The organism is Nonomuraea sp. bgisy101 (genome assembly GCF_057708945.1).
The window spans coordinates 21569-36888 of record NZ_JBYITD010000031.1 but is presented as its reverse complement, the minus strand read 5'-3'; the positions used below and the strand labels follow the sequence as shown (position 1 = coordinate 36888).

General features: G+C 69.8%; 13 protein-coding genes. 11 read left to right on the top strand and 2 right to left on the bottom strand.

Annotated features, from left to right (window positions below; all coding sequences use genetic code 11):
- Positions 1-103 precede the first annotated feature (103 nt).
- Entirely contained in the window at positions 104-1300 is a 1197-nt protein-coding gene (locus AC3EO4_RS41910; RefSeq protein WP_431901159.1) for a cytochrome P450, read from the bottom strand.
- 165 nt (positions 1301-1465) lie between these two features.
- On the opposite strand from AC3EO4_RS41910, the gene AC3EO4_RS41905 reads away from it, so the two are divergent.
- The 3 genes from AC3EO4_RS41905 (at position 1466) to AC3EO4_RS41895 (ending at position 3682) form a co-directional block, all read left to right on the top strand.
- Positions 1466-2347, top strand: coding sequence for a CPBP family intramembrane glutamic endopeptidase (locus tag AC3EO4_RS41905; protein WP_431901157.1), 882 nt, complete (start codon positions 1466-1468; stop codon positions 2345-2347).
- A gap of 283 nt (positions 2348-2630) precedes the next feature.
- On the top strand, positions 2631-2969 hold the full coding sequence (locus AC3EO4_RS41900) for a PadR family transcriptional regulator (protein WP_379576232.1): 339 nt from the start codon (positions 2631-2633) through the stop codon (positions 2967-2969).
- Positions 2966-3682 (top strand): hypothetical protein, encoded by a 717-nt coding sequence (locus AC3EO4_RS41895; protein WP_431901155.1) that lies wholly within the window; start codon positions 2966-2968, stop codon positions 3680-3682. The genes AC3EO4_RS41900 and AC3EO4_RS41895 overlap by 4 nt, the downstream gene beginning before the upstream one ends.
- 520 nt (positions 3683-4202) lie before the next feature.
- Here AC3EO4_RS41895 and AC3EO4_RS41890 read toward each other — a convergent pair.
- On the bottom strand, positions 4203-7493 hold the full coding sequence (locus AC3EO4_RS41890) for a glycosyl hydrolase family 95 catalytic domain-containing protein (RefSeq protein ID WP_431901153.1): 3291 nt from the start codon (positions 7491-7493) through the stop codon (positions 4203-4205).
- A gap of 231 nt (positions 7494-7724) precedes the next feature.
- Between AC3EO4_RS41890 and AC3EO4_RS41885 the strand changes: the two genes are divergently transcribed.
- Genes AC3EO4_RS41885 through AC3EO4_RS41850 form a run of 8 tightly spaced genes read left to right on the top strand, consistent with a single transcriptional unit; the run spans position 7725 to position 15304 of the window.
- Entirely contained in the window at positions 7725-8570 is an 846-nt protein-coding gene (locus AC3EO4_RS41885; RefSeq protein ID WP_431901150.1) for a fumarylacetoacetate hydrolase family protein, read from the top strand.
- Complete coding sequence (locus AC3EO4_RS41880; protein WP_379576228.1) at positions 8567-9856, top strand: L-fuconate dehydratase; 1290 nt, start codon at positions 8567-8569, stop codon at positions 9854-9856. The genes AC3EO4_RS41885 and AC3EO4_RS41880 overlap by 4 nt, the downstream gene beginning before the upstream one ends.
- Positions 9853-10623 (top strand): SDR family NAD(P)-dependent oxidoreductase, encoded by a 771-nt coding sequence (locus AC3EO4_RS41875; protein ID WP_431901148.1) that lies wholly within the window; start codon positions 9853-9855, stop codon positions 10621-10623. The genes AC3EO4_RS41880 and AC3EO4_RS41875 overlap by 4 nt, the downstream gene beginning before the upstream one ends.
- The gene (locus AC3EO4_RS41870) at positions 10620-11660 is read left to right on the top strand and encodes a sugar ABC transporter substrate-binding protein (RefSeq protein WP_431901146.1); all 1041 of its coding nucleotides are present in this window, start codon (positions 10620-10622) and stop codon (positions 11658-11660) included. The genes AC3EO4_RS41875 and AC3EO4_RS41870 overlap by 4 nt, the downstream gene beginning before the upstream one ends.
- Before the next feature lie 29 nt (positions 11661-11689).
- The gene (locus AC3EO4_RS41865; protein WP_379576225.1) at positions 11690-13132 is read left to right on the top strand and encodes a sugar ABC transporter ATP-binding protein; all 1443 of its coding nucleotides are present in this window, start codon (positions 11690-11692) and stop codon (positions 13130-13132) included.
- A 5-nt stretch (positions 13133-13137) separates the two neighbouring features.
- A complete protein-coding gene (locus AC3EO4_RS41860) occupies positions 13138-14100 on the top strand; it encodes an ABC transporter permease (RefSeq protein WP_379576224.1) in 963 nt (320 codons plus the stop codon).
- A complete protein-coding gene (locus tag AC3EO4_RS41855; protein ID WP_379576223.1) occupies positions 14100-14405 on the top strand; it encodes an L-rhamnose mutarotase in 306 nt (101 codons plus the stop codon). Before AC3EO4_RS41860 ends, AC3EO4_RS41855 begins: the two co-directional genes overlap by 1 nt.
- On the top strand, positions 14402-15304 hold the full coding sequence (locus tag AC3EO4_RS41850) for an aldo/keto reductase (protein ID WP_431901142.1): 903 nt from the start codon (positions 14402-14404) through the stop codon (positions 15302-15304). The genes AC3EO4_RS41855 and AC3EO4_RS41850 overlap by 4 nt, the downstream gene beginning before the upstream one ends.
- Positions 15305-15320 lie beyond the last annotated feature (16 nt).

Genomic DNA, 15320 nt, shown 5'->3' with positions numbered 1-15320 from the left:
GTCAGGACTGCCTTTGCGTTCCGACAATCGCACCACTGCGGCATGGGAGGGGCTCGCGACTGCGGTGTTCTGCCGGGCTTCCGACTGCGGTGGGCCGACGGTCTCACGGGCTCGGCGGTCCGAAGGAGACCCGCATCTCCTTGATGCCGTTGATGAAGTTGGACCGCAGCCGGCGGACCTCTCCTGCCGGAGCGATGTCGGGCAGGCGGCGGGCGATGGTCTCGAACAGGACCCTCAGCTCCATCCTGGCCAGGTGGGCGCCCAGGCAGAAGTGCGGTCCGCCGCCGCCGAAGCCGAGGTGCGGGTTCGGGTCCCGGCCGATGTCGAACACGTCGGGACGTGTGAAGACGGAGGGGTCGCGGTTGGCGGCGCTGTAGTAGACCACGATCTTGTCACCCCGGCTGACCGGCTGCCCGCCGATGGTCGTGTCGGTCATGGCGGTCCTGCGGAACTGCATGACGGGCGTGGCCCACCTGACGATCTCCTCGACCGCGGTGTCGAGCAGGGAGGGGTTCGCCACCAGCCGCCGCCACTGCTCGGGATGGTCGAAGAACGCCTTCATCCCGAGCGAGGCCGCGTTGCGTGTCGTCTCGTTGCCCGCCACGGCCAGCAGGATCGTGAACATCCCCACGTCGTCGGGCGACAGCACGGCCCCGTCGGCGTCCGGTGTGATCATCCTGGTGATCAGGTCGTCGCGGGGGTCCTCGACGCGGTCGGCCGCCAGCGCGTTGCCGTACGTCATCAGCTCGGTCCCCGCTGCCTGCCCGTCCTCGTACGTGGTCTGGAACTCGGGGTCGTCCCAGCCGATGAGCCGGTTCGACAGGTCGAACAGCAGGTCCCTGTCCTCCACGGGCGCGCCGAGCAGCTCGCAGATCACCTGCAGCGGCAGGGGTGCGGCGACCTGGGTCACGAAGTCGCCCTCGCCCGAGCAGCGATCGATCAGGTCGTCGCAGACCTCCCTGATGTGCTGTTCGAGCTTCCCGATCATGCGAGGGGTGAATCCCTTGTTGACCAGCGAGCGCCGCTTGGAGTGCTCGGGCGGGTCCTGGTTGAGCATCAGCAGCCGCTGCAGCTCCTTGTCGGGCTCCGGGTACTCGCCGCTCATCGCCAGGCCCTCGTAGGAGGAGAACAGCTCCGGGTGCCTGGAGACGTGCACCACGTCGGCGTGCCTGGTCACGGCCCAGAACCCAGGAGTCTGCGGGTCCCTGTGCCAGTGCACGGGGGAGTGCTCCCGCAGCCATGCCAGATCCCGGTACGGCACGCCGCGCTCGTAGACGGACGGGTCGTAGAGCTCGATCATGCGGCCACTCCTGTTTTGATCAAGCGCTTGGTTTTGTAAGTGTTCTATTACGGTCCTGTACGCCCGTCAAGGACTCATGCGCCACTAGCTAGATTGCATTCCTAACTAGCTTGTTCTACCGTCTAAGTCGTACCGGAAACTCCCTGGCTGTCGGAGGCCGCTCCCATGTCCCTCGTCCTGTTCGCTCTCCTGGTGGTTCACCTGGCCGTCGTGAGCCCGCTGCTCGGCCGCCGCAGCTACGCGGCCCTGCGCGAGGACCGGAGGCTGTACACGCGGATGTCCCTCGTCTGGATCGCCGAGCTGTGGGCCCTGGCGCTGGTGGCCCTGGCGATCGTCGGCCTGTCTCCTGACCTGGACATCGCCGGCATCGGCCTGGTGCCGGCCGAGGACCTGTCCACCGTGCTGGGCATGATCGTCGGTGCGACGGTCGTGGCCGTGGCCGTCGGTCTGGTGACGCGGTTGAAGAAGATCGCGGTGTCCGGGCAGGCCGCGTTCGAGGCGCTCATTCCCAGAACGGCCGCACAGCGCTGGCTCGCGCTCGCGCTGGCCATCAGCGCCGGCGTCTGCGAGGAGATCGTCTACCGCGGGCTCCTGATCTCGGGCTTCATGTCGATCTTCGACGTCCCCAGACCGGTCGCGGCCGGGCTCGCGCTGGCGATCTTCACCGTCGGGCACCTCTACCAGGGGTGGAAGGGCATGGTGATGGTGACGCTCGCCGGGTTCTCGCTGACGATGCTCTACTTCTCGACCGGCTCGCTGCTCCTGCCGATCGTCCTGCACATCCTGATCGACGTCCGCTCCCTGCTCCTCACGCCCCGGCTCGCGCCCACCTCCGAGTCCGCCGGAACCGTCGAGTCCGCCGGAACGGTCGAGTCCGCCGGAACAGTCGAGTCCGCCGGAACGGTCGAGTCCGCCGGAACAGTCGAGTCCGCCGGAACGGTCGAGTCCTCCCAGATCACCGAGTCCACCCAGATCACCGAGCCCTCCCAGATCACCGAGCGCTCCGTGTCCGCCGGGGACGCCAGGATCGCCGGATCCGGCCGGTAGCAGAGCTCGGCGGGAACGCCGAGTGCGCCATGGCGACCTGGGGCGCCTCGACCGCCGCCAGCCCCTGACACACCTCCCGATCGTGATCCGCACCCCGTGAGACCCGGAATCCCTCCGCCCCGAGCGCGCCAGGCCGAGGTCGACGGTTTGGCTCGAGGCGAGAGGCCAGGCCGGGCGCGTCGCCGACGCGCGGATCGGGGAGACCCGGCGCGTGCAGGAACCGGGCGATCGTGTAGGTGGTGGAGCGGCGTAGGTAGCATCGCTACCGTGGAAGGATGGCCTAATGACCGCTGATCGTCGTGCGAGCTGGCTCAAGGGCGTGCTCGACCTGCTGGTCCTCGCCAGCCTCACCGAAGGCGAGAACTACGGCTACGAGATCGCCAAGAGCCTCGCCGACTCCGGCCTGGGGCAGATCAAGGGCGGCACCCTCTATCCCGTACTCAACCGGCTGGAGGAGGCGGGCCTGGTCGCCGCCGAGTTCAGGGTGACCGAGCGGGGCCCGGGCCGCCGCTACTACCGGCTCACCGAGCAGGGCAGGCAGACGCTCGCCGAGCAGGGAGGCCTGTGGCTCGCGTTCGACCAGTCCGTACGGTCCGTGCTCGAACAGGGAGGCGTCAAGTGACCGGCTACTTCGACGAGCTCGCCGTACGGCTGCGCGAACGTGGGGTCCCCGAGGACACGGTGAGGGCCACGGTCGCCGATCTCACCGCCTACCTGTCCGAGACCAGCGGTGACCCCGAGGAGGAGTTCGGGCCGGCCGCGGAGTTCGCCGAGCAACTGGGAGTGACGCCCGTCGCGGAGCCCGTGGCCGAGGAGGACACCTGGCGCTGGACCGCCGACATCTTCGTCGACGAGCGGCGGCTGAACGAGTTCGGCGACCAGGGCTGGGAGGTCGACAGGGTCGACGCCGTCGGCTGGTTCATCAGCCACCGCGACCTGCGCGAGCCACAGCGGTGGGAGTACCGCAGGGAGGTCGTCACCCGCAAGGGCAGGCAGGCGCTCGTCGAGCGGCTGGCCCCCGACGGCTGGGAACCGTGCGGCACCTGGGTGTTCTACGAGTACTTCAAGCGTCCGAAGGCCGCGAGCCTGGGTCCTGAAGCCGGGATCGACTCTCCGCCGAGCGCTCCGGTGAAGGGCGTCTTCTTCAGCAAGCGGTTCTACCTCCTGATGGTGGTCATGCTGGCGGGGCTGATCTTCGCGCTGGCGCTGCTGCCGTCGGCTTCGGGCGCGGGCGAGGGGTTCGTGGTCGGCCTGCTCATTGGTGCGGCGGGTGGCGCGCTGGCCGGTCTGGGAGCCCTCTGGTTCGCCGCCCGCCGACACAACAGGTCCCGCTGAACCGCCGCCCGAGCCCCCACCCGAAACCCGCATCTCCCTTCGGACTCCGAACGCCCGCCCAGATCCTGGACAGCCACCCAGACCCTGCACACCCGCCCAGACCTTGGACACCCGAGCGGGCCCGCCCTCGATCCGAACCCCGGACACCCGAGCGGCCCCCGGCCCTGTGCCTGGCCCCCGGCCCTGTGCCTGGCCCCTGGACCTGTGCCTGGCCCCTGGACCTGATGCCCGGCCCCCGGACCTGTGCCCAGGTCCTGGACCTGCGCCATCCCGGGAATCCCGGGCTCCGCCCGGCGGCCGGGCTCCGCTGGGAAACGAAGCCGGCGCCCGCGGGGGAGAGAAGCCGGCGCCCGCTGGGGAAAGTAGCCGGCGCTGATCTTGACCAGAGCGGCGAGCCGGTGGCCGACGGCGTCGCGGAGGAGCTCAAGCGGCTGGTCCGCGGCGGCCGCATCGTCGTGCACCGAGGCAGGACCCGCGGCCCCTGGGAAGAGGGGCCGCGGGTCTCGACCGGCTTCAGGCATCAGAACGCGAGCCGCTGCCACTCCCGCGCCTCGGCCGCCGTCAGCGTCCGGGCGAAGATCGCCATCCGGTCGACGGCCCCGCTGAGACGCTGCCCGCCGCCCTGGTCGGCGGCGAAGCGCAACGGCCTGGTGGCGCATCCGGTGATCCCGTCGCCGGGCACCTTGGCCCCGCCCGCTCGTACGCCGTCCACGTAGACGTTGATCGTCCCGTCGCGTCCCATCGTGATGACCAGGTCGACGTACTTGCCGGTGGGCACCGTCGCGTCGGTGGTCACGTTCAGCCCCGCCCCGATGAACCGGACCTTGGCGGCCGGCGTCAGGTCCATCAGCACGCCGTCGGTGCCCGGGTCGCCCGATGGCTGGAAGTCGAACAGCCGGCGATACCCCGACCCGGCCACCTTGACCCTGGCCGCGAAGGACGCCTCGGGCAGGAAGCCCAGCGTGGTCGGCGCGGTCGTCAGGTAGGTGGACCCGTCGAGCACCAGTCCTCCCTCGCCGTCGTAGGCGGCGTTGCCGGTCACGGTGGCGTTCCTGCCGTTGCCAGAGGTGTCGGCGACCGTCGAGCCGGAGGCGGGATCCCACGCCACGAGGGGCTTGTCGGGCGTGGGCACCGCGCAGGGGGCGACGGCGAGCACGGCGCCGCCGGTGCCTGACCATTCGTCGCCCTTGGCGGTCGCGACGACGCGTGCCGTGCGCGAGCCGTCGGCGGGTCCCGAGGTGACGGTGAACGTCACGGTCCTGCTGCCGCCGCCGGGCACGCCCGGCAGTTGGGCGGCCTCCGGGGTGGCGGTCCAGCCGTTCGGCAGCGCCAGCGTGACCTCGCCGGCCGGTACGGCCCGCCCGCCGGTGGCCGACACCGTGACCTCGACGGGGAAGCTCGCGCCGGGCCCGGTCTCGGCGGGCGCCTTCACCGCGACGGCGACCTGCCCGACGAGCGTGTAGGTCTGCCCGGCCTTGGCGGTGAAAGTGATCGTGTCGCCTTCGCGGGTGTGCGCGACGTTCCTACCCGCGGCGTCGACCAGGCGGTACCTGCCGGCGATCACCTTGTTGCGGACCTTCAGCGGCCCTGCGGCTCCGGCCCGCAGGTCGATCCGGGTGGCGGTGCCGTCCTTCCACGCGGCGTCGACGGTCACGCCGCCGCGGGCGCGCAGCCCCTTGACCGACCCTGTGGCCCACGCCGAGGGGAGCGCGGGCAGCACGTCGACCACGCCGGACTGCGACTGGAGCAGCATCTCCGCCATGCCTGAGGTGGCGCCGAAGTTGCCGTCGATCTGGAACGGCGGGTGGGTGTCCCACAGGTTGTCCAGGGTGCTGCCGCGCAACTGCTCGCCGAGCATCTTGAACGCGTGGTCGCCGTCCAGCAGCCGCGCCCAGAAGTTGATCTTCCAGGCTTTCGACCAGCCGGTGCCGCCGTCGCCGCGGGCGGTCAGCGAGACCTTGGCCGCCTCGGCCATCGGGGTGCCGGCGACGAGCTGGCGGCCCGGGTGCAGGGCGAACAGGTGGGAGACGTGCCGGTGGGTGTTCTTCGGGTCGTCCCAGTCGGTCTTCCATTCCTGGAGCTGGCCCCAGCTTCCGACGCGCAGGCCTGGGTCGAGCTTGGCCAGCGCCTGCCGTACCTCGGGCTCGTCCTCGCCGAGGACGGCGGCGGCCTCCAGCACGTTGGTGAACAGGTCGTGGACGATCTGCTGGGACATCGACGCGCCGGCGGAGAAGTCGCCCTGCTCGGGGGAGTAGCTGGGGGAGACGACGAGCTTGCCGTCGCGCGGGTCGGTGTGGAGGTTGTCCACCCAGAACAGCGCGGCCTCCCGCATCGCCGGGTAGACCGAGCGCAGGTACTGGACGTCGCCGCCGAAGCGGTAGTGGTCGAACATCTGCTGCGTGGTCCACGCGGCCGCCTCGGGGAACCAGAAGGCGGTCGCCCAGTCGTGCACGCCGGTGAAGCCGAACGGGTTGGTCTCGTTGTGGACGACCCATCCGCGCGAGCCGAACATCTCCTTGGCGGTCTGCCTGCCTGGGGCGAGCATCGCCTGGATGTAGTCGTCGTAGGGCTTGGTGGTCTCGGCGAGGTTGGTCTGCTCGGCCAGCCAGTAGTTCATCTGCAGGTTGATGTTGACGTGGTAGTCGGCCGACCACGGCGGGCTGGTGGAGTTGTTCCACACGCCCTGCAGGTTCGCCGGCAGGGAGCCCTCCCGCGAGGAGGCGATGAGCAGGTAGCGCCCGTAGGCGAAGAACATCGCCTCCAGCGCCCTGTCGTCGGTGGAGCCGCCGCCGGTGTAGGCCCTGAGAAGCTGGTCGGTGGGGACGCGCGGGGCCTGCTGCCCGAGGTCGAGCTTCACCCTGTCGAACAGGTCCCGGTAGTCGGCCAGGTGCGCGCGCTTCAGCCCGTCGTAGCCGAGCGCCACGGCCTTGTCGACGTCCGCGGTGACCTTGGCGTGCGGGTCGGCGCCCCGGTAGGCGGGGTAGACGCCGGCGTAGTCGGTGCCCGCCGACAGCACGAACACCGCGCTGTCGGCGCCCGTCACGGTGATCCGATCGGTGCCGTCGATACGGCTGCCGCCGCTGGTGATGACCTGGACCTGCGACTCGAACGCCATGCCGTTGTCGGCCAGGGCGCCGCGGACGGTGAGGCGGCCGTCCTTGACGCTCACGGTCTTGTCGTTGCGTGGGGAGGAGTTGCGCAGCGTGAAGGAGACCTTGCCCGTCTCCGAGGCACTGAGCCTGCCGACGATCACGTTGCCGGGATGGCTGGCGAAGTACTCGCGGGCGTAGGCGACCCCGCCCGAGGTGTAGCCGACCCTGGCCACGGCCTCGCGCAGACTGAGCTCCCGGCGGTAGCCGGTGGCCGCGGCGTGCCCGGTGTCCAGCCAGAGGTCGCCGAAGGTCTGGTAGGCGCCGAACCCGCTCTTGGGCTGGCCGAGTTTCCTGGCGACCGCGTCGGGCGACATCTTGCCGTCGCGATCGATCTGCGCCTGCACCTCGGCGATCGCGCCGGGTCTCGGGGTCTTCCAGTTGCCGAAGTCGTATCCGCTTCTGGATCCGGGGCCGCCGGTCCACAGCGTCTTCTCGTTGAACTGGAGCTGCTCGGTGGCCACGCCGCCGAACACGGTCGCGCCGAGCGCGCCGTTGCCGATGGGCAGCGACTGCGTCTCCCAGTTCGCGGCCGGCTTGTCGTACCAGAGCGTCAGATCGTCGGGCGGGTCGAGGGCGGCGGCGGCCGCCGCCGGGGAGTGCACGGGTGACGCTCCGATCATGAGGGCGGACAGCAGGACTAACGCAAGCCGTGGGGCCACGGATTCCTCCGGTGACTGGTGGATGTCCGCCATGTTGTTAGCACCTGAAACGTCGGTGCAACAAGAGCTTCGATCCGATGTTTAGTTGGATTTTTCGTTCACATATGCAGATCGAACCCCATCAACCGAGGTCACGGATCGGATGTATCTGTGGTGGAGGGCTTGACAGCGCCACGTGCGCCAACGAGCATCGGTTAGCGAGACATCCGATGTATAGCTGAGGGATGCGGTGTGAAGCTGCTGCGAGTTGGACCGGTCGGCCAGGAGCGGCCCGCGGTGATGGACGCCCGGGGAAACCTGTACGACATCGGGGAGCCCGAGATCGACGGGGCCTTCCTCGCTTCGGGGGGAGTGGCGCGCGTCCGGGCCGCGCTGGAGCGCGGCGACCTGCCGGTGATCGACGCCGAGGGCCTGCGTGTCGGCCCGCCGATCGCCAGGCCCGGCAAGATCGTGTGCATCGGCCTCAACTACAGCGACCACGCGGCCGAGACGGGAGCCACCCCGCCCACCGAGCCCGTCGTGTTCATGAAGGCGCCCAACACCGTGGTCGGCCCCGACGACGAGATCCTGGTGCCGCGCGGCAGCGTGAAGACCGACTGGGAGGTCGAGCTGGCCGTCGTCATCGGCGAGACCTGCCGCTACCTGGAGTCGAGGGAGGAGGCGCTGGCCAGGATCGCCGGTTACGCGATCTCCAACGACGTCTCCGAGCGCGAGTTCCAGCTGGAGCGCGGCGGCCAGTGGGACAAGGGCAAGTCGTGCGAGACGTTCAACCCGCTCGGCCCATGGCTGGTGACCGCCGACGAGGTGGGCGACCCGCAGGACCTCGGCATGCGGCTGTGGGTCAACGGCGAGCGGCGCCAGGACGGCAACAGCAAGAACATGATCTTCGACGTGGCCGAGGTCGTGCGCTATCTCAGCGGGTTCATGGTGCTGGAGCCCGGCGACGTCATCAACACCGGCACGCCCGCGGGGGTCGCGCTCGGCCTGCCGGGCCAGCCGTACCTCAGGGAAGGCGACGTCGTCGAGCTGGAGATCGACAAGCTCGGACGGCAGCGCCAGACGGTGGGCCAGGCATGAGCGCCTATCGCATCGTGGGCATGGAGACCCACGACATCCGCTTCCCCACCTCGCTGGAGCTGGACGGCTCCGACGCGATGAACCCCGACCCGGACTACTCGGCCGCCTACGTCGTGCTCAAGACCGACGACGGCTTCGAAGGACACGGGTTCGCGTTCACGATCGGGCGCGGCAACGACGTGCAGACCACCGCGATCAAGGCGCTGGAGCCGTACGTGATCGGCAGGGACGCCGAGGACCTCGGCGGGCTGTACAAGGAGATGGTCTGGGACTCCCAGCTGCGCTGGCTCGGCCCCGAGAAGGGCGTCATGCACATGGCGATCTCCGCCGTGGTCAACGCCCTGTGGGACCTCAAGGCCAAGCGCGAGGGCAAGCCGCTCTGGCTGCTGCTGGGCGAGATGACGCCCGAGCAGATCGTGGACCTGGTCGACTTCCGCTACCTGAGCGACGCGATGACCCGCGAGGACGCGCTGCGGATCCTGCGCAAGGGCGCGGAAGGCAAGGCCGAGCGGATCGCGCACCTGAAGGAGCACGGCTACCCGGCCTACACGACCTCGCCGGGCTGGCTCGGCTACGGCGACGACAAGCTTCGCCGCCTGTGCAAGGAGGCGCTCGACGACGGCTTCGAGCAGATCAAGCTGAAGGTCGGCGCCGACCTCGACGACGACATCCGCCGCTTCAAGGTCGCCCGCGAGGTCTGCGGGCCCGACTTCCCCATCGCGATCGACGCCAACCAGCGGTGGGACGTCGGCGCCGCCATCCGCTGGGTCAACGCGCTCGCCGAGTTCGCCCCTCACTGGGTGGAGGAGCCGACCAGCCCCGACGACGTGCTCGGCCACGCCACGATCGCCAGGGCCATCGCCCCGATCAGGGTCGCCACCGGCGAGCACGTCCAGAACCGGATGATCTTCAAGCAGATGCTGCAGGCGGGCTCGCTGTCCTTCCTCCAGCTCGACTCGGCCAGGGTCGGGGGCGTCAACGAGAACATCGCGATCCTGCTGCTGGCCGCCAGGTTCGGCGTGCCCGTCTGCCCCCACGCGGGCGGCGTCGGGCTGTGCGAGCTGGTCCAGCACCTGTCGATGTTCGACTACGTCGCGGTCACGGGCACCATGGAAGGACGGGTCATCGAGTACGTCGACCACCTGCACGAGCACTTCGAGGACCCTGTGGTGATCGAGCACGGCCGCTACACGGCACCGACGCGGCCCGGCTTCAGCTCCGAGATGCGCCGCGAGTCGATCGCCGCCCACTCCTTCCCCGACGGCGAGGTCTGGAGGAATCAGTGACAGACATCAGAGCTCTCGTCACCGGCGGCGGGTCGGGCATCGGCCTCGCCACCGCCGAGGCGTTCGCCGCGCGTGGCTGGCAGGTCGCCTGCCTGGACCTCAACCCGCCGGGCGACCCGTTCATCGCGGTCAAGGCCGATGTCACCGACGACGACCAGGTCCGTGCGGCCGTCGCCGAGGCCGCCGAGCGCATGGGCGGTCTGGACGTCCTGGTGAACAACGCGGGCATCGGCGCGCAGGGCACGATCGAGGACAACCCCGACGCCGAGTGGCAGCGGGTCTTCGACGTCAACGTCCTCGGCATGGTGAGGGTGTCCAGGGCGGCGCTGCCGTACTTGAGGGAGTCGGGCCACGCCTCGATCGTGAACACCTGCTCCATCGCCGCCACGGCGGGACTGCCGAACAGGGCCCTCTACAGCGCGACCAAGGGCGCCGTGCTGTCGCTGACGCTGGCCATGGCGGCTGACCACGTGCGGGAGGGGATCAGGGTCAACTGTGTCAACCCCGGCACCGCCGACACTCCGTGGGTCGGCAGGCTGCTGGACGCCGCCGAGGATCCGGAGGCCGAGCGGGCCGCGCTCAACGCCCGCCAGCCGATGGGTCGCATGGTCTCCGCAAGGGAGGTGGCCGCGGCCATCACCTACCTGGCCGGCCCGGAAGCGGGCGCGACCACCGGCACCTCGCTCGCTGTGGACGGCGGCATGCAGGGCCTCCGTCTACGCCCGAGCAACGAAGTACACACCCCCCAAGAAGAGGCGAAATCATGAAGTTCGGCCCCGTGGTCGCGAGCGCGGCCCTATTGGCTCTCATCACCGCGTGCGGCTCCACCGAGAGCGGCACCAGCCCGAGTGCCGCCGCGGGCGGCGGCGCGGGTGAGAAGATCGGCATCGACCACCCGCGGGCCGACTCCGACTTCTGGAACTCCTACATCAAGTACGTCCCGAAGATGGCGGCCGAGCTCAAGGTCGACCTGATGAACCCGACCAACTCGCAGAACGACGTCGCCAAGCTGGTCGCCAACACGCAGGCGCTGGTCAGCCAGGGCGCCAGGGTCATGGTCATGGCGCCGCAGGACACCGGCGCGATCGCCTCCACCCTCCAGCAGCTGGAGAACAAGAAGATCCCGGTCGTGACCGTGGACACCCGTCCCGACAAGGGCAAGGTCTTCATGGTCGTGCGCGCCGACAACCGCGCCTACGGCACCAAGGCCTGCGAGTTCCTCGGCGAGAAGCTGGGCGGCAAGGGCAAGGTCGTCGAGCTGATGGGCGCGCTGTCGTCGGTCAACGGCCGCGACCGCGCCGAGGCGTTCCGCGAATGCATGAAGAGCAAGTTCCCCGGGATCACGGTCTTCGAGGAGCCCACCGAGTGGGACGGCGGCAAGGCGGCCTCGATGCTGCAGACCCGCCTGGAGCAGAACCCCGACGTCAAGGGCATCTACATGCACGCGGGCGGCGTCCACCTGGCCCCGACGCTGCAGGTGCTGAAGGCCAAGGGACTGCTGGTCGCCCCCGAGGACCCCAAGCACGTGTTCGTGGTGTCGAACGACGGCATCCCGCAGGAGTTCGAGGCGATCCGCAAGGGCGAGATCGACGCGACCGTCTCCCAGCCGGCCGACCTGTACGCGAAGTACGCGCTCTTCTACGCCAAGGCCGCGGCGGAGGGCAAGACGTTCAAGGCGGGGCCGACCGACCACGACTCGACCATCATCGAGCTCCCGAACGGGCTCGAGGACCAGCTTCCCGCTCCGCTCGTGACCAAGGAGAACGTCGACGACCCCAACCTCTGGGGTAACCAGGTCAAGTAATGAACAATCACGTTGAAGCCCGGAACATCGTGAAGCGCTTCGGTCCGACCGTCGCGTTGAACGGGGCCGGCATCACCATCAAAGAGGGCGAGACCCACGCCCTTGTCGGCAGGAACGGCGCGGGGAAGTCCACCCTGGTGTCGATCCTGACCGGGCTCCAGCGCCCAGACGAGGGCGAGGTGCTGTTCTCGGGACAGGCCGCGCCCGCCCTCGCCGACAGGGACGCCTGGCGGCGGCGGGTCGCCTGCGTCTACCAGAAGTCGACGATCATCCCGCAGCTGTCGGTCGCGGAGAACCTCTTCCTCAACAGGCAGACGGACGGCGGGATGATCAGGTGGAGGGGCCTGCGCGCCAGGGCCCGCGAGGTGCTGGAGACCTACCAGGTCGACATCGACGCCGATGTGCTCGCCGGAGACCTCGGCGTCGAGCAGCGCCAGCTCGTCGAGATCGCCCGCGCGCTGTCGTTCGGGGCGACGTTCATCATCCTCGACGAGCCGACCGCCCAGCTCGACGGGCCCGCCATCGAGCGGCTCTTCGAGCGCATGCGCTCGCTGCGCGAGCAGGGCGTCACCATGATGTTCATCTCCCATCACCTCGACGAGGTGTACGAGATCTGCCAGAGCGTCTCGGTCTTCCGCGACGCCCGGCACATCATGACCAGCCCGGTCGCCGATCTGCCGCACGACGAGCTGGTCGCGGCCATGACCGGCGAGGCCAGCGCCGCCTACGAGTACCGCTCCCGTACGGCGGGCGACGACGTGGTGATCGCCGCGGAGGGTCTGGCGCTGCGGGGCCGCTACGAGGACGTCGACCTGCGGGTGCGCTCCGGCGAGATCGTCGGGCTCGCGGGCTCGGGCAGCAGCGGCAAGGTCGGGCTGGCCGAGACCCTGGTGGGCCTGCGCAGGGCCGACGCGGGCGTGGTGAGCGTCAACGGCACCCCGATCAGGGACGTGCCGTCGGCGCTCAGGGCGGGGCTCGGGTTCGTGCCCCAGGACCGGCACCACGAAGGCTTCGTCCCGCTGCTGTCGATCGCGGAGAACGTCACCATTCCCATCGCTCACAAGCTCGGGAGGTTCGGCTACGTGTCGCCCGCTGCTCGGCGGGCCCGTGGCGTACAGATGATCGACGAGCTGGACATCAAGACCGAGGGGCCGGACCAGCCGGTCGGCGACCTGTCAGGCGGCAACGCCCAGAAGGTCGTGCTCGCCAGGGCGCTGGCGGACGATCCCCGGGCGGTCGTGGTGATCAACCCGACGGCGGGCGTCGACGTCAAGGCAAAGCAGTCGCTGCTCGGCGCGGTCGAGGACGCCGTCGCGCGAGGCGCGGGCGCCGTCCTGGTCTCCGACGAGCTCGACGACCTGCGCGTCTGCGACAGGGTGCTGGTGATGTTCCACGGCAGAATCGTGAAGGACGTGCCGCGTGGCTGGAGTGACCACGAGCTCGTGGCCGTGATGGAAGGTATCGAACAGTGACGACGATGACCGCACCCGCCCCCCGCCTCAAGATCGCGAGATTCCGCGACCTGACGTTGGTGCCGGTGATCGTGCTCCTGCTGGTCGTGGGCGCGTTCGTGGACCCGGTGTTCCTCAGTCCCGGCAACCTGATCAACGTCCTGCAGCAGCAGTCGGCGCTCGCGCTGGTCGTGCTGGCCGAGGCGCTGATCCTGATCGCGGGCAAGTTCGACCTGTCGCTGGAGTCGACGGTCGGCATGGCGCCGGCGATCACGGTGCTGATGATCCCCGCGGCCTCCGGCGGCATGGGGCTGCTGGCCATCCCGATCTGCCTGCTCATCGGCGCGGCGATCGGCGCGTTCAACGGGTTCCTGATCCTGAAGTTCCAGCTGTCGGCGTTCGTCGTGACGCTGGCCATGCTGATCGTCGTGCACGGCCTGCACCTGGGGCTGACCGGCGGCAAGAGCCTGTTCGAGCTGCCCGACTCGCTGCTGTACCTGGGCAGCGCCACCTGGCTCGGCCTGCCCGCCGCCATCTGGATCGCCGGCGTGCTGTTCGCGATCGGCATCGTCGCGCTCGGCTACTTCCGCCTCGGCCGTGCCCTCTACGCCATCGGCGGCAACGCCGACGCCGCCAGGGCCGCGGGCATCAGGGTCGAGCGGGTGCTGTGGAGCGTGTTCATCATCGGCGGCGCGCTCGCCGCGCTGGCGGGAATCCTGGAGACGGGCCGCCTCGGCGGCATCAGCGCCAACCAGGGCGTCGGCTGGATCTTCATGGTCTTCGCGGCCGCGGTCATCGGCGGCGTCAGCATGGACGGCGGCAAGGGCACGATCTTCGGCGCCCTCACCGGCGTCCTCGTGATCGGCCTGGTGGAGAACATCCTCACGCTCAAGGGCGTGCCGGGCGAGTGGAAGCAGCTCGTCTACGGAGTGATCATCCTGGTGGCTCTGATGATCAGCCGGGTGGCCGGAGGAAAGGCACAGGACTGATGCAGCGACTGGCGCTGAGGGCCAGGCTCAAGGCGGGGTGCGAGGAGCTCTACGACAGGGAGCACGCCACCATTCCCGCCGAGCTCGAAGAGGCCATGAGGGAGCACGGCGTCTACTCGTGGCGGATCTGGCGCGACGGCCTCGACCTGTTCCACTTCGTCGAGGTCGAGGACTACGCCGCGCTCCAGGAGGCGCTGAAGGACAACGCCGCCGACCAGGCATGGCAGGCCAGGATGAACCGCCTGCTCGACGGCGACTTCGACAAAGACTCCTGCGGGCTCAAACTGGTCTGGGAGATGCGATGACGCTCACGCTGCCGGCGTTCGGCTTCGGTGGCGCGCCGATCGGCAACCTCTACGCGGAGGTCACCGACGAGGACGCGCGCGCTGCCGTCGAGACCGCATGGGACACCGGGACGCGCCTGTTCGACACCGCGCCCCACTACGGCCTCGGCCTGTCGGAGCGCCGTCTCGGCGCGGCGCTGGCCGGGCGCGCGGGCTACGTCCTGTCCACCAAGGTCGGCCGGCTGCTGGTGCCCGCCGAGCCCGCGCCCGACACCGACGGCTTCGCCGTCACCGCCGGCCTGCGCAGGCGGTGGGACTTCTCCGCGTCCGGCGTCCGCAGGTCGATCGAGGAGTCCTTGGTACGGCTCGGCCTGCCCTCGATCGACCTCGCGCTCATCCACGACCCCGACGACCACGCCGAGCAGGCGCTCTCGGAGGCCTACCCCGAGCTGGCCGCCATGCGCGACGAGGGCCTGGTCAAGGCGATCGGCCTCGGGATGAACCAGTGGCGGCTGCCGCTGCGCTTCGTCCAGGAGACCGACATCGACGTGGTCATGCTCGCGGGACGGTACACGCTCCTCGATCAGACGGGCCTGCCGCTGCTGGAGGAGTGCGCGGCGCGCGGCGTGCGGGTGATCGCCGCGGGAGTGTTCAACAGCGGCCTGCTCGCCACCGACGAGCCGGGCGCCACGTTCAACTACACGCCCGCGCCCGCCGAGCTGGTGGAAAGGGCGGCGAAGATCGCCGCGGTCTGCGCGCGGCACGGTGTGACGCTGCCGCAGGCGGCGATCGCGTTCCCGCTGCGGCATCCCGCGGTGGCCTCGATCGTCCTGGGCGCGAGGAACGCGGACGAGGTGCGCAGGAACGCCGCGCTCGCCGAGCGGCAGGTGCCCGAGGAACTGTGGGAGGAGCTCGGTTAGCGGCCGGGGCGGTGAA

What these genes read in the sequence shown, in the direction of transcription:
- AC3EO4_RS41905 (WP_431901157.1), top strand. Translation starts at nt 1,466, where the DNA reads ATGTCCCTCGTCCTGTTCGCTCTCCTGGTGGTTCACCTGGCCGTCGTG.
- AC3EO4_RS41900 (WP_379576232.1), top strand. Translation starts at nt 2,631, where the DNA reads ATGACCGCTGATCGTCGTGCGAGCTGGCTCAAGGGCGTGCTCGACCTG.
- AC3EO4_RS41910 (WP_431901159.1), bottom strand. Translation starts at nt 1,300, where the DNA reads ATGATCGAGCTCTACGACCCGTCCGTCTACGAGCGCGGCGTGCCGTAC.
- AC3EO4_RS41870 (WP_431901146.1), top strand. Translation starts at nt 10,620, where the DNA reads ATGAAGTTCGGCCCCGTGGTCGCGAGCGCGGCCCTATTGGCTCTCATC.
- AC3EO4_RS41860 (WP_379576224.1), top strand. Translation starts at nt 13,138, where the DNA reads ATGACCGCACCCGCCCCCCGCCTCAAGATCGCGAGATTCCGCGACCTG.
- AC3EO4_RS41880 (WP_379576228.1), top strand. Translation starts at nt 8,567, where the DNA reads ATGAGCGCCTATCGCATCGTGGGCATGGAGACCCACGACATCCGCTTC.
- AC3EO4_RS41855 (WP_379576223.1), top strand. Translation starts at nt 14,100, where the DNA reads ATGCAGCGACTGGCGCTGAGGGCCAGGCTCAAGGCGGGGTGCGAGGAG.
- AC3EO4_RS41850 (WP_431901142.1), top strand. Translation starts at nt 14,402, where the DNA reads ATGACGCTCACGCTGCCGGCGTTCGGCTTCGGTGGCGCGCCGATCGGC.